General features: G+C 64.0%; 15 protein-coding genes and 1 tRNA gene. 8 read left to right on the top strand and 8 right to left on the bottom strand.

Annotated elements, in window-relative coordinates; genetic code table 11:
• Nucleotides 1–50: 50 nt before the first annotated feature.
• The 5 genes from FFS21_RS15115 (at nucleotide 51) to FFS21_RS15135 (ending at nucleotide 5,489) form a co-directional block, all read left to right on the top strand.
• Nucleotides 51–431 (top strand): carboxymuconolactone decarboxylase family protein, encoded by a 381-nt coding sequence (locus tag FFS21_RS15115; protein ID WP_137925608.1) that lies wholly within the window; start codon nucleotides 51–53, stop codon nucleotides 429–431.
• Between the two features lie 249 nt (nucleotides 432–680).
• On the top strand, nucleotides 681–1,388 hold the full coding sequence (locus tag FFS21_RS15120) for a gluconate 2-dehydrogenase subunit 3 family protein (protein ID WP_137925609.1): 708 nt from the start codon (nucleotides 681–683) through the stop codon (nucleotides 1,386–1,388).
• Nucleotides 1,389–1,481: 93 nt separating this feature from the next.
• Nucleotides 1,482–3,251, top strand: coding sequence for a GMC family oxidoreductase (locus FFS21_RS15125; protein ID WP_137925610.1), 1,770 nt, complete (start codon nucleotides 1,482–1,484; stop codon nucleotides 3,249–3,251).
• An 11-nt stretch (nucleotides 3,252–3,262) separates the two neighbouring features.
• Nucleotides 3,263–4,534 (top strand): c-type cytochrome, encoded by a 1,272-nt coding sequence (locus tag FFS21_RS15130; protein ID WP_137925611.1) that lies wholly within the window; start codon nucleotides 3,263–3,265, stop codon nucleotides 4,532–4,534.
• Between the two features lie 142 nt (nucleotides 4,535–4,676).
• Entirely contained in the window at nucleotides 4,677–5,489 is an 813-nt protein-coding gene (locus FFS21_RS15135; RefSeq protein WP_249359412.1) for a MipA/OmpV family protein, read from the top strand.
• A gap of 16 nt (nucleotides 5,490–5,505) precedes the next feature.
• Here FFS21_RS15135 and FFS21_RS15140 read toward each other — a convergent pair whose 3' ends face one another.
• Nucleotides 5,506–6,693, bottom strand: a complete 1,188-nt coding sequence (locus FFS21_RS15140; protein ID WP_137925612.1) for an FAD binding domain-containing protein — start codon at nucleotides 6,691–6,693, stop codon at nucleotides 5,506–5,508.
• A gap of 362 nt (nucleotides 6,694–7,055) precedes the next feature.
• On the opposite strand from FFS21_RS15140, the gene FFS21_RS15145 reads away from it, so the two are divergent.
• The 3 genes from FFS21_RS15145 to FFS21_RS15155 all read left to right on the top strand — a co-directional run bounded on the left by FFS21_RS15145 (nucleotide 7,056) and on the right by FFS21_RS15155 (nucleotide 8,402).
• Nucleotides 7,056–7,763 carry a hydrolase gene (locus FFS21_RS15145; RefSeq protein WP_137925613.1) on the top strand — a complete coding sequence of 236 codons (708 nt, stop codon included), beginning with the start codon at nucleotides 7,056–7,058 and terminating at the stop codon, nucleotides 7,761–7,763.
• 153 nt (nucleotides 7,764–7,916) lie between these two features.
• Nucleotides 7,917–7,993: transfer RNA gene (locus FFS21_RS15150), tRNA-Val, on the top strand.
• A gap of 76 nt (nucleotides 7,994–8,069) precedes the next feature.
• Nucleotides 8,070–8,402 (top strand): DUF2322 family protein, encoded by a 333-nt coding sequence (locus FFS21_RS15155; protein ID WP_137925614.1) that lies wholly within the window; start codon nucleotides 8,070–8,072, stop codon nucleotides 8,400–8,402.
• A gap of 33 nt (nucleotides 8,403–8,435) precedes the next feature.
• Here the strand turns inward: FFS21_RS15155 and FFS21_RS15160 are convergent, their stop codons facing one another.
• The 7 genes from FFS21_RS15160 to FFS21_RS15185 all read right to left on the bottom strand — a co-directional run bounded on the left by FFS21_RS15160 (nucleotide 8,436) and on the right by FFS21_RS15185 (nucleotide 14,560).
• Nucleotides 8,436–8,729 carry a GYD domain-containing protein gene (locus FFS21_RS15160; RefSeq protein WP_137925615.1) on the bottom strand — a complete coding sequence of 98 codons (294 nt, stop codon included), beginning with the start codon at nucleotides 8,727–8,729 and terminating at the stop codon, nucleotides 8,436–8,438.
• A gap of 310 nt (nucleotides 8,730–9,039) precedes the next feature.
• On the bottom strand, nucleotides 9,040–9,804 hold the full coding sequence (locus FFS21_RS15165) for a bestrophin-like domain (RefSeq protein ID WP_137925616.1): 765 nt from the start codon (nucleotides 9,802–9,804) through the stop codon (nucleotides 9,040–9,042).
• A 23-nt stretch (nucleotides 9,805–9,827) separates the two neighbouring features.
• Nucleotides 9,828–11,525, bottom strand: coding sequence for an aspartate-alanine antiporter (gene aspT / locus FFS21_RS15170; RefSeq protein WP_137925617.1), 1,698 nt, complete (start codon nucleotides 11,523–11,525; stop codon nucleotides 9,828–9,830).
• Between the two features lie 235 nt (nucleotides 11,526–11,760).
• Nucleotides 11,761–11,898, bottom strand: a complete 138-nt coding sequence (locus FFS21_RS32025; RefSeq protein WP_160473424.1) for a hypothetical protein — start codon at nucleotides 11,896–11,898, stop codon at nucleotides 11,761–11,763.
• A gap of 66 nt (nucleotides 11,899–11,964) precedes the next feature.
• Nucleotides 11,965–13,110 carry a hybrid sensor histidine kinase/response regulator gene (locus FFS21_RS15175; protein ID WP_237380434.1) on the bottom strand — a complete coding sequence of 382 codons (1,146 nt, stop codon included), beginning with the start codon at nucleotides 13,108–13,110 and terminating at the stop codon, nucleotides 11,965–11,967.
• Nucleotides 13,107–13,706, bottom strand: coding sequence for a chemotaxis protein CheB (locus FFS21_RS15180; protein WP_137925618.1), 600 nt, complete (start codon nucleotides 13,704–13,706; stop codon nucleotides 13,107–13,109). The genes FFS21_RS15175 and FFS21_RS15180 overlap by 4 nt, the downstream gene beginning before the upstream one ends.
• Before the next feature lie 8 nt (nucleotides 13,707–13,714).
• Complete coding sequence (locus FFS21_RS15185; RefSeq protein ID WP_137925656.1) at nucleotides 13,715–14,560, bottom strand: CheR family methyltransferase; 846 nt, start codon at nucleotides 14,558–14,560, stop codon at nucleotides 13,715–13,717.
• Nucleotides 14,561–14,582: the final 22 nt, after the last annotated feature.

The raw sequence follows: 14,582 nt of genomic DNA on the forward strand, positions 1-14,582 counted from the left end.
ATCGGCTGGCAACCGCCACCGGAATCCTTCAAACGCAAAGGGAGCGAAGCATGAGCCAGGAACTGTTCGACAAGGGTGAGCAGATTCGCCGCGAAGTACTGGGCGAGGAATACGTTGCGGCGTCGACCAAGGGCACCGACGCCTTCAGCGAACCCATGCGCGAATTCGCGATCAAGAACCTGTGGGGCGACATCTGGAACCGCCCCGGCCTGGACCGCCGCGCCCGCAGCATCGGCGTGCTGTCGATCCTGACCGCGCAGGGCCGCACCGGCGAACTGAAGACCCATATCCGGGCGGCGCTGAACAACGGCGTCACGCGCGCAGAAATCGGCGAGGTGTTCCTGCAGGCATCGATGTACTGCGGCATCCCCGCAGGGAGCGAAGCCACGCGCGTGGCGAAGCTGCTGTTTGCGGAGATGGATGCGGGTTGAGGGATGGGTTGCTTGACCCGAGTGCGCGCGGCACGCTGACGCGGCGGGGGAAGAAAAGAAAGAAAAGAAGCCCCAGCCGCCACTGTCCACCCACACGAACAATCAATTAGCAATCTAATCATTGCATTCCATAACAACTTAGAGGTACGATGACCGACCTTTTCCAGCGTGAGACGGATCCGGGGTAGGCGCGACGCCTGCCAATCAGAGATTCGCGTGGGGACGACGCCTGATAACAACGGACCTCACATGTCTACGCCCCCGTTCTCACGTCGCAACTTTCTCAAGGCAACCGCAGTTGCCGTGCCCGTCGCGGCCATTCCGCTTCACGAACTTCGCGCCAAGGGCCTGGAGGACGTGCATCTGCAGCACTACCAGCCCGTCTTCTTCAGCGCGCCCGAGTGGCAGTTCATCCTGGCCGCGTGCGACCGGCTGATTCCGGCCGAGGGCAAGGGTCCTGGCGCGCTGGAGACCAACGTCCCCGTCTTCATCGATCAGCAGCTCAAGGGCGGGCTTGGCAACGACATCTATCTGCAGGGCCCGCACAACATCACTGCGCCGAAGACGCTGGGTTTCCAGTTGCCGTACGCGCCGCAGGATGTGTATCGGCGCGGCATCGCGCTGGTGCAACAGGCCGCCAACGCGCGCCACGCAAAGCCGTTCCAGCAGCTTTCCGCCCAGGAGCAGGACGCCCTGCTGACGGCGCTGCAGAAGGACACCGTGGACTTTGCCGCGCTCGGCGAGCCCGCGTTGAAGGCTTCGCAGTTTTTCTCGCAACTGCTGGGCGACACCAAGAACGGCTATCTGGCCGATCCGATGTACGGTGGCAACAAGGACATGAAAGCCTGGGTCGCCATCGGCTTCCCCGGTGCGCGCGCGCAGTACATCGAATGGGTGGACCAGCACAACGTGCCCTACCCGCTCGGCCCCGTCAGCGTGAGCGGCAAGCGCGCCTGAGCGGCGCTTCTTCCTTTTTCGAATTTCAGGCGTGACGCGCGCCGTGCGACCTATCGCGCGGCTGGCCACTTCACGCCCACGACAAGCACACACATGCCCCAGATCACCAACGACGACGTCGATGTCGTCATCGTCGGCCTTGGATGGGCCGGATCGCTGATGGCCATCGAACTGGCCCAGGCCGGTCTCAAGGTGCGCGCGCTCGAACGCGGCCCGGATCGGCCGCCCGAGGATTTTGCGTATCCGAAGCCCGCCGACCAGTACGGCTATGCCACGCGCAACAAGGTCTTTGCCACGCCGCGAGATGCCGCGCTGACCGTACGCTACAAGCAGGATGAAACCGCGCTGCCCACGCGCAAGTGGGGCGCCTTTGCACCCGGCACGGGCGTCGGCGGCTCCGGCCTGCACTGGACCGGCGTGCTGATTCGTCCCACGCCCACCGATATCAAGCTCAAGACCTACGCGGACAAGGCGTACAAGCGCGGCACGCTCGATGCGGACATGCGCATCAAGGACTTCCCGTTCACATGGGACGAGATCGAGCCGTACTACGATTTCTTCGACAAGGTCTGCGGTCTCTCCGGCAACACCGGCAACCTGCGCGGCCAGGTGCAGCCCGGTGGCGATCCGTTCGAAGGTCCGCGCTCGAATCCGTATCCGCTGCCTGCGTTGCAGGACACGCTGAACTGCTCGATGTTCGCCGACACTGCGCGGAAGATGGGCTATCACCCGTTCCCGAATCCGTCGGCCAATGTGTCGCAGGCATGGACGAATCCGTACGGCGCGCAGTTGGCACCGTGCAACTACTGCGGATACTGCAGCAAGTACCCGTGCCTGAACTACTCGAAGGCATCGCCGCAAACGACCATTCTCGATGTGGTCAAGCGCATGCCGAACTTCTCGTATCGCGTGAATGCGAACGTGATTCGCGTGGATCTGCACAAGGATCGCAAGACCGCGCGCGGCGTGACCTATATCGACGCGCAAGGCAAAGAGGTGTTCCAGCCCGCGAAGATCGTGGTGCTGTCGAGTTTCCAGTTCGCCAACGTGCGATTGATGCTGCTGTCGGGCATCGGCAAGCCGTACGATCCGATCTCCGAGACCGGCACCGTGGGCCGCAACTATGCGTTCCTGAGCAATGGTGGCGCCACGCTGTTCTTCAAGGACAAGCACTTCAACCCGTTTGCCACGGCTGGCGCCACGGGTGAAATGTTCAACGACATCTCGCCGGGCAACTTCGATGGTCCGTCGCTGGGCTTTATCGGCGGCGCCAAGATCCATAGCTCGCAGGCAACCGGTGCGCCCATCGGCACCGCGCTGCCGCCCGGCACGCCAAGCTGGGGCAAGGGCTGGAAGGAAGGCATGGTGGACTGGTACGGTCGCTCGATGAAGATCAGCATCACCACCACGTGCATGTCGTATCGCGGCCACTACCTCGATCTCGATCCGCGCTACAAGGACCCGTGGGGCCAGCCGCTGCTGCGCATGACGTTCGACTGGCGCGAGAACGAGTTGAAGCTGCAACGCTACCTGCGCGAGATCGTGCTGAAGATCTCGAAGGAGATGAAGCCCGATGCGATGTCCGAGAGCTTCCTCGCGCTCGATTCGCACTGGGACATCACCAAGTACGTGTCCACCCACAACGTGGGCGGCGCGATCATGGGTACGTCGCCGCGTGACTCCGCGCTGAACCGCTACCTGCAATCGTGGGACGTGCACAACGTGTTCGTGCCGGGCGGCAACGCGTTCCCCCAGAACTTCCAGGCCAATCCCACCGCCACCATCGGCGCCATCACGCTGATGGCCGCGGACGCCATCAAGAAGCAGTACCTCAAGAACCCGGGACCGCTGGTGCAAGCCTGATCACGACGACCATGACATTCTTCCGTTCCTTCCTCATCGCCGCCACGCTCGGCACGGCAGCGGCATCGATGGCACCGTCGGCACTTGCCGCATCGGACCCCGCGCTCATCCAGCGCGGTGCCTACCTGGCCCGCGTGGGCGATTGCATGGCCTGCCACAGCGCAACGGGCAAGCCCGAGTACAGCGGCGGCCTGGCCATCGACAGCGGCCACGGCATCATCTATTCCACCAACATCACGCCGGACAAGCAGCACGGTATCGGCAAGTACACCGAGAAACAGTTCGCCGATGCGGTGCGCAAGGGTGTGCGGGCCGATGGCCAGCACCTGTATCCGGCCATGCCCTATCCGAACTACGGCAAGGTGACCGACGCGGACATCCATGCGCTCTACGCGTTCTTCATGGAAGGCGTGAAACCGAGCAACGCGCAGCCGCCCGAGACCAGCATGGATTTCCCGTTCAACCTGCGCTGGGGCATGCTGGCCTGGAACTACGTGTTCACCTCGGACAAGCCTTTCCAGCCGCGCCAGGCATGGACCGATCAGGTCAAGCTCGGCGCGTACCTGGTGGAAGGGCTCGGCCATTGCAGCAGTTGCCACACGCCGCGTGGTTTCGCGATGAACGAGAAAGCCGATTCGAGCGCCGATGCGCAGTACCTCGCAGGTGGGGATCTGAATGGCTGGCCCGTACCATCGCTGCGCGGCATGCCGCAGTGGACCAACCAGGACATCGTCGACTATCTGCAGACCGGACGTAACCGCACCGCTGCCGTGGCGGGCGAGATGACCGCCGTGGTCGAGCACAGCACGTCGCATATGCGCACCACCGATCTGTCTGCGATGGCGGCATATCTGAAGAGCCTGTCGCCGGTGCCGTCGCAAGCGGCTTCGATCAAGCCCCAAGGTTCAGACGCCACGATCCGCAAGCTGACGGCCGCCAAGAACCTGACGCTCGGCGAAAGGCTGTATCTCGATAACTGCGCGGCCTGCCACTTTGTCACCGGCAAGGGTGCGGAGCGCGTGTTCCCGCGCGTGGATGGGGCAACGGTCGTCAATGCCGACAGCCCGACCGCGCTGGTCAACGTGATATTGGCTGGTGCACGCACGCCATCCACGGCCAAGGCGCCGTCGATCCTGGTGATGCCCGGCTTTGCGCATCGCATGAACGACGCCGAAGTGGCCGAACTCGCCACGTTCCTGCGCCAGGGCTGGAACAACCGCGCCGCGCCGGTTTCCGAGCGCAATGTGAAGGCGGTCAGGGCATCGATGACGCCCGCGCACTGAGTTGTCAGCTTGCCTTCCCTGCCCGCACGCGCTGGCGGGGAAGGCGCATGCCGCTGCTTAACTCGGCGCACTAAAAGTCTCAATACCAATCGCGGGGCATCCGTCGCACACTCGTCCGATCCTGACGAATGCCGACATCGCCATGCGCCGATCCCGACTCACCGCCGCGACTTGTGCCCTGCTGCTGGGCGGGATCGCAGGTCACGCAGACGCCACGCCGTTCGACCTGCCCGGCGCGATCCCCAACATGGTCGGCCTCGGCATCGGTTCCACCACGGAATACGCAGGCGGCAACGAGCGCATGCTCGGCGTGTTGCCGGGCCTGCGCTACACCACCGACAGCGGACGCCTGCTCGAGTGGTATGGCCCCTACGCGCAATTCAACTTCGGCAACCTGACCGGCTGGCAATACGGCCCTGCCGTATCGCTGCGGCTCGGTCGCAAGGATGTCGACGATCCCGTGGTATCGCGCATCCACGAGATCGATACCACCGTAGAAGCCGGTGGCTACATCGGCTACGAATACATCGCGAGCGGCGCGATTCCGTACCGTCTGCGCGGCGGTGTCAACGTGATGACCAATGCCGGGATCGAATATGGCGGCGTGCGCGTGAACGCCACGGGCACGGCATGGTTGCCCGTCAGCCGCCGCGCATTCCTCGGCGCGGGTATCGGGCTGACATGGGTCAGCCGCAGCTTCAACCAGACCTATTTCGGTGTGACGCAAGCGGACAGCACCGCCAGCGGCTTGCCTATCTACAGTCCCGGTGGCGGGCTGGAGCAATACACGGGATGGCTGGCCGCGATCTACCAGATCGACAAGCACTGGTTTGCCGGCGCGATGATCTACATGCAGCGCATTGCCGGCGACGCCGCCGACAGTCCCATCGTCAGCCAGCGCGGCACGCGCAATCAAATCACGTATGGGGCGGGGATTGCGTATGCGTGGAAGTAGGTAGCGTTCAAACCCCTCACGCCAACTGCGCCACCGCCCCACCCATGATGCGGCGTCCCAGCGTGATGCCCCAGCGCACCAGTTGCCTGTCCGCAGGAAGCTGGCCCGCCTCGAACTCCGCAAGTCCCACGTCGATCCGGTTGGCGTTGCCGCCGGTGCGCAATGCCTCGGCCAGCGCCAGTGCATTGGCCGCTGCCTTGCCCGCACCGGCACCGGTGTGTGGACGCGCGACGAATGCAGCATCGCCGATCAGCACCACCCTGCCGAACACCATGCGTGGCGCCTCGTAGTCCTGAATCAGTTGAAGGAACGGTTCGGGCGTCGCGGTGACGAGGCTGGCGAGATGCGGCGCCAGCAGGTCACGTGCGTCGTGCTGCAGCGTCCGGACCTCGGCGTCGCGCATCGCGCCGGGAGGCAGCGAGTGCGTGTGCTGCTGGCCCTGCCGATCGCGCAGCACCGCATCGAGCATGGCGCCCTGGGCCACCGGGCGATACCAGACCCAGTTCTGGCGGCGCTCGCCAATGCGCACGCTGCCATCCTCGCCTGGAATCGCATAGGTCAGGAATTGATGACCACGCCCGTCCTGAAAGGCGAACGTGCCCTGCAACAGGTCATGCGCGCCTTCAGTAAGCGCCCGCTCCGGCAGCACGCCGCGCCACGCCGCGTATCCGGCATAGCGTGGCGCGGCGCCCGGCAACACCTGGCTGCGTACGGCCGACAACGGACCGTCCGCGGCCACCAGCAGATCGCCCCGTTCCTCGCGGCCCGATGCGAACCGCACGATGACATGGCGGCCCGCGCCGGACCCTTCCTCGCGGAACGACACGAACGTCTCGCCCGCGTGCAGCGTGGCGGGGTCCACGGCTTGCCGCAGCCGTTGATAGAGCCCGTTCCAAGCGATCTGTGTCTGCGGCATGTACATGCGGCGCACCGAGCCGTTGCGCGAGACGAAGGTGCGATCGCGCGACGGCACGCCGAAGTCCGATCCGGCATGGATGCCCGCGAACTCCAGCGCGGCTTCCACGGGCGGTTGCAGCACCAGTCCGCCGCCACGGCTGTCCAGTGCCTGGGGCGAGCGCTCGAAGACCTGCACGTCCCAGCCGGCCGCGCGCAGGCAGACCGCCGCAAGCAGGCCGCCCAGCGAACCACCAACGACGATGGCCTTCGGGGCTGGTGGAGTGTTGAACGAAAGCGACTGGGCCATGGCTGCAAGCTCCTTGCACGATGAGTGGGTTGGCGACCGTTGCCGCCAGAGTGATGTCATCGTAGGCGCCGTCGTAGGGTGGATACCATCGCGCACTCGTTGGCGCGGTCTCACACCTATGTATGACCCAATCCCCTTTTTCCCTGCTGCCCGGATGTCTTTTAGCCTTTCGCTATCGATTCAATAAATTTGAACAACTATGACAGCGAACCCCGGTTTTTCTCCGGCGGGGCCACCGCTATAGTTCAACCCATGGACGGCGCAGCCACGCAACGAAGCGAAACGAAGCCAACGAAGCGAAGCCAGCGCCGCCCGATAAAACCTCAAACTTATTGAACACCTTTTTATTCCGGAGAATCACCATGTCGAACGCCAACAACGCCAAGCTGGAAGTCCTGACCCCGCGCAATAGCCAACTGATCTTCATCGACCACCAGCCGCAAATGGCCTTCGGTGTGCAGTCGATGGACCGCCAGACCATGAAGAACAACGTGGTGGGCCTGGCCAAGGCAGCCAAGATCTTCGACGTGCCGACCACGATCACCACCGTCGAGAGCGAATCGTTCTCCGGCTATACCTACCCCGAACTGCTCGACGTGTTCCCCGGCAAGGAAACGCTCGAACGCACCTCGATGAATTCCTGGGACGACCAGAAGGTGCGCGACGCACTGGCCGCGAATGGCCGCAAGAAGATCGTCGTCGCCGGCCTCTGGACCGAAGTCTGCAACACCACGTTTGCCCTGTGCGCCATGCTCGAAGGCGACTACGAGATCTACATGGTGGCCGATGCCTCCGGCGGCACCACCAAGGAAGCGCACGACTATGCGATGCAACGCATGATCCAGGCTGGCGTGGTGCCGGTGACGTGGCAACAAGTGCTGCTCGAATGGCAGCGTGACTGGAAGAACAAGGAAACGTACGACGCCGTGACGAGCCTGGCCAAGGAACACTCGGGCGCCTACGGCATGGGCATCGACTACGCCTATACGATGGTCCACAAGGCCGCGCAGCGTACGCAGACGACGCACGAGTCGATCGCCCCGGTGCATGCGCCGGTGATCGAACGCTGACATGAAAAACGGCGCCCTTCTCCTGGGATGCTGGCTGGCAGTCAGCATGTCCAGCGCAGCCGCAGCGGCCCTCGTCGTCCAGACGCTGGCCGCGTGATGAAAAGAAATGCTTGCGCTCCGGCCAAGGTCTAGATAGAATTCGCGCCTTCTTACAGGCTCGTAGCTCAGCTGGTTAGAGCACCACCTTGACATGGTGGGGGTCGTTGGTTCGAGTCCAATCGAGCCTACCAACGCATCACGCAGACACGGACGGTCCATCGCGGACCGTCCGTTTTTGTTTGTCTTCTCGAAACACGGAGTGCTTCCATGATCCAGCCCGGCAACGTATTCAAGGACAACCTCGCGCAACTGCCCGCCATCGACGGCATTGCCCGGATCGACCTGGTGGACACCGCCGGCGCCGTCGTGGCCAGCATCGAGAATGTGCAGGGCAAGCAGGGTTCGCTCGCCGTGTACAACTATCTGCAGCAGGCGTTCGGCACGCTCGACGCACGCGCTGCAGAGCACGCCCTGGCCGTCTTCGCCGAACACACCGCCGATGCACGCAACCGTCCGGGTGCCCATCCCAATGTGGATCGCCTGCTGGCGATCGCCGGCGGTGCCGAAGCGCTGAAGATCGTCGTCATTCAGAAGGGCTGAGCCCCCTCTTCCCGCCCTTCTCTGCAGTACCGCTCAGCGCATCTTTCCAATGATGGCCTGCATTTCATCTGCATCGAATGCGCGCAGCGTCTGGGTATGCACGTTGCCCTGAGCGGCAATGGTCAGGCCGAAGGCGGTGACCGCGGCATCGTCGGGTCCTTCCATCGTCAGTACCACGTCATATTTGCCTAGCGTCCAGAGGACATCCGTGACCTTGACGCCAAATTGCCCGGCGGCTTCCCTGACGGCAGCCGCACGTTTGGTGGTCTCCTTGACCGTACGGACCCCCTGGTCCGTAAAGGTTGCGAGCACGATATAGCGGGACATGTTGAACCTCCGACAAAATGGAATCGGGCGCCGTTGGCCGGAGGCCAGCGGTGGTTCAGCGTTTCCGGGCGACCAAGGCACGCGAAGGCCGCGCGCAACGTTTCCCGGTTCGATATCGGCCAGATGTGCGCCTCGTGAAGACAGTCGCACGGGAACCCTGAGCAATCCCGTCACGATGCAATTTGCGCGCCACAGCGAGCAGGGCGCGGCCTGACGGCCGGACACGTCGCCATAGCCGCGCGCAGCGGCACGGGACGTTGCAGAAGTGAAACTGCGGAAATGCGGCGCAAGTGAGACGCGGATGCAGCGCTTACTTTTTCAGCGACGCCTCAAGACTCAGCAGGTTCAGCGGCGCCACGCGTATCAGTCCGCCGCGCGGACTGTCGATATCCGAGATCAGCGCCAGCGACAGCGACACCGTCAATGGCAGCACCACGATCAGCACCGCCTTGACGTGGCTGCCGCGCATGCCATAGCCCTGCATCATGTTGCTGAAGAACGCGATGGCGATCATCAGGCACCACGCGGCCACCGGAATCCGGTTGATCCACGCCGCCTCCGTATAGCCCTGCGAATTGATCACGTCATTCATGCCTGACACCACTAGCCCGGTGATCGGATTGGGCTTGTCGCGCGCCACGTCGCGCACCGTCTTCCACATCTCGTCTTCGATACGCGCCGTCGCCACCGCGATCTCGCTTAGTTCGTCCTTGTCGCGCGTGCGGTAATAGATGATGCGCTGGTCCAGGTACTGGATCAGCAGCGCCTTCACCTTGTCTGCCTCCGGTCCCTCGATCAGATCCGCGCGCAGATACTCGGTGCCAATCGCGTTGGCCTCCTCTTCCTCAAGGTTCTTGCGTTGGTCATAACGGCCCACTGCCATCGACAGCGTGAAGCCGATCAATAACGCCAGCAGCGTCAGCGTGGCGCCCTGCACCAGGTTGAAATCGTCGCGGTTGTCGCCAGGCACCGGATAGATCCGACGCAGCACCAGTGCGCCAAGCGCCGTGGCAATCGCCATCAGCACGATCAACACCACGAACAGGATGGCGGGATGCGCAATCAGTGGATTCATGAAGTCCTCGTACGTGCGACGCGTTACTGCATGCCGTGGGCCAACGCGATGATGATCGGCCCCAGCACCGGCAGCATGACGTTGGCGATGGCATAGGTCACCGTGTAGCCCAGCAGCGGCACCGAACTCTGGCTGGACGCCATGATCGCGCTGATGGCCGGCGTGCTCACATGCTGGCCGGCAATTGCACCCACCAGCAGCGGGCCCTCGATCTTGAGCACCTTGTGTCCGATCCACAGTGACAGGCAAGCCGGCCCCAGCGACACCGCCAGCCCGATCAGCGGCAGCACCAGACCATGCTCGCGGATCAACGAGATCGCAGCCGGGCCAGCAGAAAGCCCCACGCACGCCACGAATACCGCCAACCCCAGATCCTTCAGCAACTGCACGGCAGCCGCAGGCATATCGCCAATGGTAGGGCGCTTGAAGTGAATCCATCCGAAGACCAGCCCGCTTAGCAGCGCGCCGCCGCCACTGCCCAGCGTCAGCGGAATGCCGCCCACGTTGAGCGTCAGACTGCCCACGACCAGCCCGATCAAGATGCCCGCGCACAGGAAGACGAGGTCGGTGACATCGGTCGTGCGCACCTCGGTGCCGAGTTCCTGCCCGGCGGCCGACAACGCCGGCTCCACCCCGACCAGCGTCACGCGGTCACCATGCTGCAGCCGCGTGGCCCGCGTGATCGGCAGGCTCATGCCGGAGCGCACGATCTGCTGCACCCAGGCGGTACGGATATGACGCTGCGTGGCCGCGTGCGCCAGTTCGCCGAGCGTGCGGCCATTGACGGCAGGCTTGCGCACGATGATGTGTTGCTCGCCAAGTTGCAGGGCATCGGCATGGCCGGGCGGCAGCAACACTTCGGGACCGATCAGGTCGCCCGCTTTCAGCAGCCTGTCCCGCACACCGATCACGGCGGCGATGTCGCCGGCTTCGAGCACCTGCTCCGGCGTTGGCTCCACCTGCTCGCCATGCCGGAACACGCTGATCAGCAACGTGCGCCCGCCAATGCGGGTCTCCAGCCCGTTGATCGTCATCCCCGCCGCCTGCTCCACGCGGTACGAGCGCCCCACGAGGCGAGGCAACGCCGGATGCGTGGCCACATCGTCATCCGAGGCAGCTTCAAGCCGTGTGGCCAACTCCTTCGACGCTTCCTTGAGGTTGATGCGCAGCAGTGCCGGAGCGATCTGACTGGTGAAGAAGACGATGCTGATGAGCCCGACGAGATAGGTCAGCGTATAGGCCGTGGCGATATTGGCTTCCATGCGGCTCACCTCGGCAGGATCGAGGTTCAGGTGCCGCAGCGCCTCGGCTGCCGTGCCAACCACCGCCGATTCCGTGGCCGCGCCCGCCGCCAGCCCCGCCGCCGTGCCGGCGTCCAGCCCGAGCAACGGCACGGCGGCCAGTACCACGGTCAGCACCACCACGGCTTCGATCAGGGGCAGCGCCATGTAGCGCAGGCTCGAACGATTCAGGTTCGCAAAGAACTGCGGCCCGCCCGCGTAGCCCATCGCGAAGATGAACAGGGCAAACGACACTTCCTTGAGTTCGCCGTGCATCTGGCAGCCGGTCTGGCCCAGCAGCAGCGCCACGATCAGCGTGCCGCAGACCCCGCCCAGGCGGATAGGTCCGGCCCGCAGCATACCAATCAGGTAACCCAGCCCCACCGTGATGAACAGCACGGCCATGGGCACGGCGTTGAAAAATCCGACGGAACATTGCATGGCGGGGGCGCGCGGGGCGAACGACCGGTTTTTGGGCGCATGGGCGGCGAACTGACCAGCTATCGTGCCCCATTCGCCCCTGCGCGCGCCTGCGTCAAAGAAAATTTCATATCGGAGTCAGAAATCTTCAATACCGGCGAATTGTCCTTGTCCTTGCCCTTGGCCTTGCTCTTTCCCTTTGCCAATCCTCACCACACCGTGCAAACCTTACAGGCAGCGGATTTGCCGCCAATGGCTACCAGAACGTGGCCGCGTAGCCCACGACGATCAGTGCGATCGCGATCAGGAATATCGGATGCGTCCATGTATAGCGCCGGTTGCCGCGCAGGCGCTGCATTTTCTCTTCACGGTTCTGCACGTCGTCTTGTTGCATGCGATCTCCCGAAGTGGATGGTTTCCGGTTCAGGAGTGCAGGATGCGTGCCATGTCCCTTGCGCCGTCAGGCACGAATCGCGCGCTGCGCCGAGCAGCATTCGCGCGGCAGCGTTACCGTGAACGTGGTCAGGCCACGCTCGGGCGATGAAACGGCCTCCACCGTCCCGCCATGCAGCACCACAAGCTCGCGCGTGATATAGAGGCCGAGGCCGAGCCCTTCGGAGTTGCCGCTGGGTGCCGCACGTCCCGGCCCGGAGCGGAAGGCGTCGAAAATATGCGGCAGCGTGGCGGCATCGATCACGCCGCCGTTGGTCACCGACATCACCACGTGATCGCGCGCAGTGCCATCCACGCGCACGGCAATGGGCATCGAAGCATCGCCGTGCTGCATGGCGTTGCCCACCAGGTTCTGCAGCACCTGCGCGATCAGGCCGCCGTCCACACGCACCCGCGTATCGCCTGTGGTGTCCAGCGTCATGCAAGGCTGGCCGCGCGATGCCTCGCACTCGTCGACGATGGCCGCGCAGATGGCGCGCAGGTCTTCGTCCTGCGGCATCAGTTCCACACGGCCGCCATGCAGGCGCGCCACGTGCAGCAACTGATCCACCATGCGCGCCATGCGCTGGCCGCTTCGCGCAATGCGGTCCGTGGCGGGCCGGATCTTTTCCTCGCCGCCAAAGCGGCCCAGGAACGAGGCCGATGCGATGATGGCAGACAGTGGCGTGCGCAGGTCGTGCGCGAGCACTGCCATCAGCATCTCGTTGGTCTTCAGCAGTTGCTGCGCGGCTTCGAGTTGCTCGGCCAGTTGCAGCTTTTGCTGCGCGAGTTGCACGAATACATCCACCTTGGCCGACAGTACACGCGCGTCGATCGGCTTGAAGAGGAAATCCACCGCGCCCGTGGCATAGCCGCGAAACGCACGCTGGCTATCTTCCCCTGCAGCCGTCAGGAACAGGATGGGAATATGGCTGGTACGCTTGCTGCCGCGCATCAATTCGGCCAATTCGAAACCGTCCATCTCGGGCATGTGCACATCGAGGATGGCCAGCGCGAAGTCGTGATCGAGCAGTACTTCCAGCGCCTGCGCGCCGGAGTTGGCCTGCACGATCTCCACGCCTGGCTTGGCCAGCAGCGCTTCCAGTGCCGTCAGGTTGGCGGCGATGTCATCGACGGCGAGGATCTTGACGGGAGGTTGCATGGTAGGGGTCATTCAATAATGCTGGCCAGCCCGTGGCCAATTTCTTCCAGGTTCAATATGCGTTCCGCCGCGCCACGCGCGATGGCTTCCTGCGGCATGGTGTCCACCTTTGCGCTTTCGGGCGCCTGCACCCACGCCTGCCCGCCGGCTGCCCGGATTGCAGCAAGCCCGCGCGCACCGTCGTCGTTCGCACCGGACAGCAGCACGCCCAGCACCTGCGCGCGCCATGCGATGGCCGCCGATTCGAACAGCACATCGATGGATGGCCGCGAATACCGCACCGGCGGCTCCACTGACAATGCCAGCCGCATGCTGCCCGCTGCGTCGGGGTCGGCTTCCACAAGCAGGTGGTAGTCGGGCGGAGCGAAATAGACATGGCCTGGCAGCACCGCCATCTTGTCGTCGGCCTCGCTCACCGGCAGCGCGCACCGCGCCGTGAACAACTCGGGCAACAGGCTCGGCATGGACGGATGCTGATGCATCACGATGACAATCGGCACACCCAGCCGCGCCGGCAACATCGGCAGCAACGCGGTGAGCGCCTCGATACCACCGGCCGATCCGCCGATCACGACGGCGCTGCAGGGACGCAGGTCGGGGATTGCCATTGCGCGTCTCACACCTTGCGGTAGAGCCGCTCTTGCGCGGCCACCGCTTCGAACGCATCGCCGTGCGCGCTGAAATGCAGGCTCTCCTTGCTGCCCAGCCCGAGAAATCCGCGCCGTGCGAGCGCTTCGCCAAACAAACCGATCGCGCGATCCTGCAGCGGCCGGTCGAAATAGATCAGCACGTTGCGGCAGGAAATCAGGTGCGCTTCCTGGAACACGCTGTCCGTGGCCAGACTATGGTCCGCGAATACCGACTGCCGGATCAGCTGCGAACGGAACTTTGCCTTGCCATAGGCCGCGTGATAGTAGTCCGACAGCGAACGCTTGCCGCCCGCCGCCAGGTAGTTCTCTCCGAAACCACGCAGGCGGCCCGCATCATAGACGCCTGCCCTCGCAACCGCCAGCGCCTCCGGATTGATATCGGTCGCGTAGAACACCGTGCGCGATGCCAGCCCCTCTTCCTCGAACAGGATGGCGAGCGACCACAACTCCTCGCCACTGCTGCACCCGGCCACCCATACATTGACCGAAGGATAGGTCTGCAGCACTGGCACCACATGCTCGCGGATCGCGCGAAAGTAGCTGGGATCGCGGAACATCTCGCTGACCTGCACCGTCAGGTATTGCAGCAATCGGCCAAAGAGCGCGGTATCGCGCAGCATGCGGTCCTGCAGTTGCGATAGCGTAGTCAGATGAAAATCGCGCAACGCCTGCTGCAGCCGCCGACGCAGCGACGCCCGCGAATAGCGCCGGAAATCGTGCTGGTACTTGCGGAAGATCGCTTCGAGCAGCAGTTCCAGCTCGATCTCGAAGTTGGCGTCGGGCAGCAACGTCTCGCCCTCGCTCTCGCCCATGAGATCGGCAGAGGGCGCGGCG

The sequence above is a fragment of the Cupriavidus sp. 2SB genome, assembly GCF_005503625.1.
GTDB lineage: Bacteria > Pseudomonadota > Gammaproteobacteria > Burkholderiales > Burkholderiaceae > Cupriavidus.

Coding starts and splice junctions, on each gene's coding strand:
- FFS21_RS15115 (WP_137925608.1), top strand. CDS start 51: ATGAGCCAGGAACTGTTCGACAAGGGTGAGCAGATTCGCCGCGAAGTA.
- FFS21_RS15120 (WP_137925609.1), top strand. CDS start 681: ATGTCTACGCCCCCGTTCTCACGTCGCAACTTTCTCAAGGCAACCGCA.
- FFS21_RS15125 (WP_137925610.1), top strand. CDS start 1,482: ATGCCCCAGATCACCAACGACGACGTCGATGTCGTCATCGTCGGCCTT.
- FFS21_RS15130 (WP_137925611.1), top strand. CDS start 3,263: ATGACATTCTTCCGTTCCTTCCTCATCGCCGCCACGCTCGGCACGGCA.
- FFS21_RS15135 (WP_249359412.1), top strand. CDS start 4,677: ATGCGCCGATCCCGACTCACCGCCGCGACTTGTGCCCTGCTGCTGGGC.
- FFS21_RS15140 (WP_137925612.1), bottom strand. CDS start 6,693: ATGGCCCAGTCGCTTTCGTTCAACACTCCACCAGCCCCGAAGGCCATC.
- FFS21_RS15145 (WP_137925613.1), top strand. CDS start 7,056: ATGTCGAACGCCAACAACGCCAAGCTGGAAGTCCTGACCCCGCGCAAT.
- FFS21_RS15155 (WP_137925614.1), top strand. CDS start 8,070: ATGATCCAGCCCGGCAACGTATTCAAGGACAACCTCGCGCAACTGCCC.
- FFS21_RS15160 (WP_137925615.1), bottom strand. CDS start 8,729: ATGTCCCGCTATATCGTGCTCGCAACCTTTACGGACCAGGGGGTCCGT.
- FFS21_RS15165 (WP_137925616.1), bottom strand. CDS start 9,804: ATGAATCCACTGATTGCGCATCCCGCCATCCTGTTCGTGGTGTTGATC.
- aspT (WP_137925617.1), bottom strand. CDS start 11,525: ATGCAATGTTCCGTCGGATTTTTCAACGCCGTGCCCATGGCCGTGCTG.
- FFS21_RS32025 (WP_160473424.1), bottom strand. CDS start 11,898: ATGCAACAAGACGACGTGCAGAACCGTGAAGAGAAAATGCAGCGCCTG.
- FFS21_RS15175 (WP_237380434.1), bottom strand. CDS start 13,110: ATGACCCCTACCATGCAACCTCCCGTCAAGATCCTCGCCGTCGATGAC.
- FFS21_RS15180 (WP_137925618.1), bottom strand. CDS start 13,706: ATGGCAATCCCCGACCTGCGTCCCTGCAGCGCCGTCGTGATCGGCGGA.
- FFS21_RS15185 (WP_137925656.1), bottom strand. CDS start 14,560: ATGGGCGAGAGCGAGGGCGAGACGTTGCTGCCCGACGCCAACTTCGAG.